This window comes from Streptomyces sp. NPDC058000, assembly GCF_042886435.1.
Classification (GTDB): Bacteria; Actinomycetota; Actinomycetes; order Streptomycetales; family Streptomycetaceae; genus Streptomyces.
In genome coordinates this window covers 238,691-244,763 of sequence record NZ_JBHVQS010000006.1, presented here as the reverse complement: position 1 = coordinate 244,763, position 6,073 = coordinate 238,691, and the positions used below count along the sequence as shown (strand labels likewise).

Here is a 6,073-nt window from a genome sequence, read left to right as displayed (position 1 = left end):
TTTTGTGTTTTTCCCGGGTTCAACGTATCACGGGGTTGGGGGGGGGGCGTGACCGGGGTGGGCTTGGGGGGGGGGTTTCGCCGTGTCGGTCCGGGACCGGGCGCGTCGCGGCGCGCCACGCCGGCGGTCCACCGCATCCGACGCCAGAGCCGGGTGACCCGCCGATGTCCGGCGCACCGCGACGCAAGGGACCGCCGCCGTGGCGTGCGGTCCGTTCCCGCACCTGCATACCCACCGCCTCCGCACGGGCCTGCCGGGGCCGCCGCCACCTCGGCCGGGGCCCGCTCCGCCCGCCCCGCGGCCATGGGCGGACCTGCCCGGAGATCGCCGCCCGGCACCGGCACTCGCTCCGCTGCGGGGTCCGTCGGGCCCGGGCCACCGCGGTCCGCCCCGGCACCCGGCTGGCGCGGCTGCCCGGCACCGTCCTGGTGACCCACCGCGCCGCGGCCCACGAGGCGGCCCGGCGCAGCCTGTGGATACGGGTGCTGCTCTACATCGCCGTGACCAACCTGGCGCTGGTGTTCCTGGCGCTGGTCGTCTACCTCGGACGGCACGCCGGGACCTGACGCCCCCGACCGCACCCCGCCGGCCTCACCCGGCCCCCGGCACGGACCGCCCACCGCTCTTCCGCCCCGCGGCCCCGCCGTCCGCCGTCCGCGCCACGGATTCCGCACCGGCCGCGCGCCCCCTGGCCCGCCACAGCCACCCCACGTCCCGCCCGAACGACCACACCAGCAGCGCCAGCGCCCCCGCCACCGCGCCCCGCTCCAGCGCCCGCGGCGCGATCCCGGCGCCCGCCGCCACCAGTACGACGCCCTGCACCGCGGCCACCGCCTTGCGGGCCATGCTGTGTGGCAGCGGCGCCCGCAGCCACGGCAGCACCCAGGACGCCGCGACGAAGACGTAGCGCAGCGCGCCGATGGCCAGCACCCAGGGCCCCAGCGGGACCGCGACGTAGACGCAGAGCACCAGGATCAGGAACGCGTCGACCTCCATGTCGAACCGCGCGCCCAGCGCCGACACCGTCCCGGTGCGCCGCGCCACCTGGCCGTCCACCGCGTCCAGGACCAGCGCGACCGCGGCCAGCCCGACCAGCACCGCCACCGGCGCGTGCTTGCCGAAGGAGTCGGCGACCAGCGCCGTCACCCCGCCGACGAGGGTGGCCCGGGCCAGCGTGACGCGGTTGGCCGGCCCGAAGGACCGCAGCCAGGACTTGTCCAGTGCCCGGGTGAGCGCGGCCCAGGTGGCCACCGCGAACGCGAACCCGGTCAGCCAGCCCGCCGGACCCAGTCCGACCGCCCGGCACAACACCTCCAACAGGACCAGCTGCGCGACCGCACCGGCCGCCCGGTCCGTGCCGAACGGCCTTGCCCCGTACCGTCTTTGTACGGCCATCGCGCCTCCCGGGACCCTGTGGCGGAGCCGGGGGGCGCCGCGTATCGTGACGGCGTCGCCATGATCCCCGGCATGCGCCCCTCAGCATTCACGACGCATCGCCGCACCGTCCAGGAGGACTCGTTGCCGCGCGTCGCCCAGAGCTTCTGGCTCAGCGCTCCAGGTCGCGGCGAGATCCGCACGGTCGAGCTGCCGCGGCCCGCCGCCGGCGAGGTCCTGGTGCGCACGCTCTACTCCGGGGTGAGCCGGGGGACCGAGAGCCTGGTCTTCCGCGGCGGCGTCCCGGAGAGCCAGTACGCGGTGATGCGGGCGCCGTTCCAGGACGGCGCGTTCCCGGCACCGGTCAAATACGGCTATCTCAACGTGGGCGTGGTCGAGGAGGGGCCGCACGCGCTCCGCGGCCGCACGGTCTTCTGCCTCTACCCGCACCAGACGCACTACGTCGTCCCGGCGGACGCGGTGACCCCCGTCCCGGACGCCGTCCCCGCGGCGCGCGCCGTTCTCGCGGGCACCGTCGAGACCGCGGTGAACGGGGTCTGGGACGCCGCGCCGCTGCTCGGCGACCGGATCGCGGTGGTCGGCGGTGGCATGGTCGGGGCCGCGGTCGCCGCCCTGCTGGCCCGATACCCGGCCGCGCGGGTGCAGTTGGTCGACGCCGATCCGGCGCGCGCCGCCACCGCCGCGGCGCTCGGCGTCCCGTTCGCGCTGCCCGCCGACGCCCGCGGCGACTGCGACCTCGTCGTCCACGCCAGCGCCACCGAGGAGGGCCTGGCCCGGGCCCTCGAACTCCTCGCTCCGGAAGGCACCGTGATCGAGCTGAGCTGGTACGGCGACCGCCGGGTCGGCCTGCCGCTGGGGGAGTCCTTCCACTCCCGCCGGCTGACCGTCCGCAGCAGCCAGGTGGGCGCGGTCGCCCCCGCCCGGCGTGGCCGGCGCACCTTCGCCGACCGTATGGCGCTCGCGCTCGACCTGCTCGCCGACCCCGCCTTCGACGCGCTGATCACCGGGGAGTCCCCCTTCGAGGACCTGCCGTCGGTGCTGCCCCGGCTGGTCTCCGGCGCGCTTCCGGCGCTCTGCCACCGCATCCGCTACCCGGCGGCCGGCGCCCCGGCCTCCGGTGCGGTGTGACGCCCCGTCCGCGCCCGCCGCCCCCGACTCTCCGCCCGCGACCTTCCGTCGGCGACACCTCTGGAGGAACACCCGTGTTCAGCATCACCGTCCGCGACCACCTGATGGTCGCGCACAGCTTCCGCGGCGCGGTCTTCGGGCCCGCGCAGCGCCTGCACGGCGCCACCTTCATCGTGGACGCCACCTTCCGCCGACCCGAACTCGACGACGACAACATCGTGGTCGACATCGGCCTGGCCACCCAGGAACTCGGCGCGGTGGTCGCCGAGCTGAACTACCGCAACCTCGACGACGAACCCGCCTTCGCCGGCATCAACACCTCGACCGAGGCGCTGGCCAAGGTGATCGCCGACCGGATCGCCGACCGGGTGTACGCGGGCAACCTCGGCGAGGGCGCCCGCGAACTGAGCGGGATCACCGTCACCCTGCACGAATCCCACCTCGCCTGGGCCAGTTACGAGCGCACACTGTGAGCGGGTGCGGGCGCACCCGGTGACCGGCCCGGGCCCGGACGGTGCGCGGGTGGTGCACGCCGTCCTGCCCGGCGGCGTCGCCGACATCTCCGCACCCAGCGGCGGCAACGGCTACGACCTGAGGGTCTGCCACGACTTGGCGGCCCTCGGCTGGCGGGTGCACCGCCATCCGGTGCCCGGCGACTGGCCGCGACCGGACACCGCCGCCACGGCCGCACTGGCCCGGCTGCTGGCCGGGCTACCGGACGGTGCGCTGGTGCTGCTGGACGGACTGGTGGCGTGCGGGGTGCCCGACGTCCTCCGCCCCGCGGCCGCCCGGCTGCGGCTGGCCGTCGTGGTCCATCTGCCGCTCGCCGACGAGACCGGGCTCGCCCCCGGGACGGCGGCGGCGCTGGACGCCCGGGAGCGGCGCGCCCTGCACACCGTCCGGGCGGTGATCGCCACCAGCGACTGGGCGGCCCGCCGGATCCGCACCCACCACGGGCCGGGGCTGCCGCCGGTGACGGTCGCCCGGCCCGGCGTCGATCCGGCGCCGCTCGCCGCGGGGACGGACGGCGCCGGTGGGCTGCTGTGCGTGGCGTCGCTGACCCCGCGCAAGGGCCACCACCGCCTGGTGGACGCCCTCGCCACCGTCACCGACGCCCCGTGGACCTGCACCTTCGTCGGCGGCACCCGGCACGCCCCGGACTGTGTCGCTCAACTCCACGTGCGGATACGCCAGTTGGACCTGGAGAGCCGGATCCGGGTCGCCGGCCCACTGACCGGCGCGGCACTGGCCGCCCGCTACGCCGCCGCCGACCTGGTGCTGCTCGCCTCGTACGCCGAGACGTACGGCATGGTGCTCACCGAGGCGTTGGCGCGCGGGATCCCGGTGCTGGCGACGGCCGTGGCCGGGGTGCCGGAAGCGGTCGGGCGGGCCCCCGACGGGAGCGTGCCCGGACTGCTGGTCCCGTCGGGCGAGCCGGCCGCCCTGGCAGGGGCGCTGCGCGCCTGGTTCGACGATCCGGAACTGCGGTGCCGGCTGACGGCCGCGGCGCGCGGTCGCCGTGCCATGCTGGAGGGGTGGGAGATGACGTCGCACAGCCTGGCCGGAGCGCTGGAACGGCTGCGGAGCGCGCCGGGGAGCCCGTGACGGGGGCGGTCGGCAGACCGCGGTTCTGCCCGCAGTGGCTGGAGTTGCGGGAGCGGGCGGACGCCGCGGCCCGCGCGCCGGAGCTGCTGCACCCACTGCGGGACCGGCTTGCCGCGGCCCCCGCTCGGGCGCGCCCCGACGGCACCGACAGCCTGCTGATCCGCGACCTGGGCTGCGGTACGGGCTCGATGGGGCGCTGGCTCGCGGTCCGGCTGCCCGGCCCCCAGCACTGGGTCCTCCAGGACCACGACCCGGTGCTGCTCGCCCGGGCCGCCGGCCGGATGCCGTCAACCGCCGCCGACGGCCGGCCCGTTACGTCCACCACCGCCTGCGGCGACCTGGCCGCCCTGACCGCCGCCGTCCTCGCCGGGACGTCCCTGGTGACCGCCTCCGCGCTGCTCGACCTGCTCACCCGCGACGAACTGGAGACCGTCGCCGCGGCCTGTACGGGCGCCGGCTGCCCGGCGCTGCTGGCGCTTTCGGTCACCGGCCGGGTCGAACTCACCCCGGCCGACCCCCTCGACGTCGAGATCTCCGCCGCGTTCAACGCCCACCAGCGCCGGACGGAGGGCGGCCGCCGGCACCTGGGGCCGGACGCGGTCGCGGTGGCCGCCGAGGCGTTCACCCGGCGCGGCGCGCGGGTGCTGACCCGGCCCAGTCCCTGGCGGCTGGGCGGGCCCGAGTGCGGGCTGGCCGAGCGGTGGCTGCGGGGCTGGGTGGCCGCCGCCCGGGAGGAGCGGCCGGAGTTGGCCGCCGAGACCGACCGGTATCTGCGGCGGCGCCTGGAGGCGTGCGCGGCGGGGGAACTGGGGGTCACGGTGCACCACACCGACCTGCTGGCGCTCCCCGGTCCGGCCCGGATCCCCGCCCCCCGACTCAGCTGATGAAGCGTCAGGCGTGGTCCTGGCTCCGCACGTTGGGCGGAGTGGCGATCCTGGCGGCGCTGCTGTGGCACCTGGGTTCCGGGGCCTTCCTGGACGGACTGCGCCGGATCGACGCCGGCACCCTGCTCGGCGCCGTGGGCATCGGGGTGCTGACGACCGTGTGCAGTGCCTGGCGGTGGTGTCTGGTCGCCCGCGGCCTGGGCCTGCGACTCCCACTGGGGCAGGCGGTGGCGGACTACTACCGGGCGCTGTTCCTCAACGCGGCACTGCCCGGCGGCGTGCTCGGCGACGTCCACCGGGCGGTGCACCACGGCCGGGCCGCCGGGGACGTGGGGCGCGGCGTGCGCGCCGTCGTCCTGGAGCGGGCCGCCGGACAAGTGGTCCTGCTCGTGGCCGGGGCCGGGTTGCTCGCCGTCCGGCCGTCGCCGGTGCGCGGGGCGGTCGCCCGGGCGCTCACCACCCCGGCGGCCGGGCTGGTGTTCGTGGTGCTCGCGGCGGGCGTCCTCGGGGCCGTGCTGTTCGGCCGGGCCCGCCGGCGCCGGGACGGTCCGGCCGGCCGGACCGACGGCGGGCTGCGGGCCGCGCTGACCGAGGCCCGGCGGGCCATGGCGAGGCACTGGCCGGGCGTCGTCGGGTCGTCGTCGGCCGTCCTCGTCGGCTATGTGGGCACGTTCCTGCTGGCGGCCCGGGTCGCCGGGGTACGGGCGCCGGCCGCCGACCTGGTGCCGCTGGTGGTGCTGGCGCTGCTGGCCATGGCGTTGCCGCTGAACGTCGGCGGCTGGGGACCCCGGGAGGGCGTCGCGGCCTGGGCCTTCGGCACCGCCGGGCTGGGTGCCGGGCAGGGGCTGGCCACCGCCGTCGTGTACGGGGTGCTCGTCCTGGCCGCGAGCCTGCCCGGCGCCGGGGTGCTGCTGGTCCGCCGGGCCACCGGGCTGTGGAACGCCCGCCGCCGTCCGCCCCGTCGCGCGGGTCGGTCGCCGCGGCCCCCGCACACCTCCGTCGCTACGGCGGTCGTCGAACGATCCGCGGACGGGTGAGCGGCTGATGCGGTGCGGTGCGGT

Annotated in this window: 7 protein-coding genes; 6 read left to right on the top strand and 1 reads right to left on the bottom strand. The window is 77.2% G+C overall.

Translation table 11 applies throughout. The annotated features are described in order from the left end of the window. The first annotated feature begins 164 nt into the window (after positions 1 to 164). Positions 165 to 566, top strand: a complete 402-nt coding sequence (locus ACFVT2_RS09735) for a DUF6126 family protein (RefSeq protein WP_390014387.1) — start codon at positions 165 to 167, stop codon at positions 564 to 566. A gap of 25 nt (positions 567 to 591) precedes the next feature. Here the strand turns inward: ACFVT2_RS09735 and ACFVT2_RS09730 are convergent, their stop codons facing one another. Continuing rightward, positions 592 to 1,395 carry a CDP-alcohol phosphatidyltransferase family protein gene (locus ACFVT2_RS09730; protein ID WP_390014385.1) on the bottom strand — a complete coding sequence of 268 codons (804 nt, stop codon included), beginning with the start codon at positions 1,393 to 1,395 and terminating at the stop codon, positions 592 to 594. A 72-nt stretch (positions 1,396 to 1,467) separates the two neighbouring features. On the opposite strand from ACFVT2_RS09730, the gene ACFVT2_RS09725 reads away from it, so the two are divergent. The 5 genes from ACFVT2_RS09725 (at position 1,468) to ACFVT2_RS09705 (ending at position 6,049) form a co-directional block, all read left to right on the top strand. Further along, on the top strand, positions 1,468 to 2,523 hold the full coding sequence (locus ACFVT2_RS09725; protein ID WP_390014382.1) for a zinc-binding alcohol dehydrogenase: 1,056 nt from the start codon (positions 1,468 to 1,470) through the stop codon (positions 2,521 to 2,523). A gap of 74 nt (positions 2,524 to 2,597) precedes the next feature. Continuing rightward, positions 2,598 to 2,996 (top strand): 6-pyruvoyl tetrahydropterin synthase family protein, encoded by a 399-nt coding sequence (locus ACFVT2_RS09720; protein WP_390014379.1) that lies wholly within the window; start codon positions 2,598 to 2,600, stop codon positions 2,994 to 2,996. 4 nt (positions 2,997 to 3,000) lie between these two features. Beyond that, positions 3,001 to 4,128 (top strand): glycosyltransferase family 4 protein, encoded by a 1,128-nt coding sequence (locus ACFVT2_RS09715; protein WP_390014377.1) that lies wholly within the window; start codon positions 3,001 to 3,003, stop codon positions 4,126 to 4,128. Continuing rightward, positions 4,125 to 5,012 (top strand): SAM-dependent methyltransferase, encoded by an 888-nt coding sequence (locus tag ACFVT2_RS09710; protein ID WP_390014375.1) that lies wholly within the window; start codon positions 4,125 to 4,127, stop codon positions 5,010 to 5,012. The genes ACFVT2_RS09715 and ACFVT2_RS09710 overlap by 4 nt, the downstream gene beginning before the upstream one ends. Next, positions 5,012 to 6,049 (top strand): lysylphosphatidylglycerol synthase transmembrane domain-containing protein, encoded by a 1,038-nt coding sequence (locus tag ACFVT2_RS09705; protein ID WP_390014372.1) that lies wholly within the window; start codon positions 5,012 to 5,014, stop codon positions 6,047 to 6,049. Before ACFVT2_RS09710 ends, ACFVT2_RS09705 begins: the two co-directional genes overlap by 1 nt. Positions 6,050 to 6,073 lie beyond the last annotated feature (24 nt).

Excerpts from the sequence above, each read along its gene's own strand:
- ACFVT2_RS09735 (WP_390014387.1), top strand. The coding sequence starts at position 165 with ATGTCCGGCGCACCGCGACGCAAGGGACCGCCGCCGTGGCGTGCGGTC.
- ACFVT2_RS09730 (WP_390014385.1), bottom strand. The coding sequence starts at position 1,395 with ATGGCCGTACAAAGACGGTACGGGGCAAGGCCGTTCGGCACGGACCGG.
- ACFVT2_RS09725 (WP_390014382.1), top strand. The coding sequence starts at position 1,468 with ATGCGCCCCTCAGCATTCACGACGCATCGCCGCACCGTCCAGGAGGAC.
- ACFVT2_RS09705 (WP_390014372.1), top strand. The coding sequence starts at position 5,012 with ATGAAGCGTCAGGCGTGGTCCTGGCTCCGCACGTTGGGCGGAGTGGCG.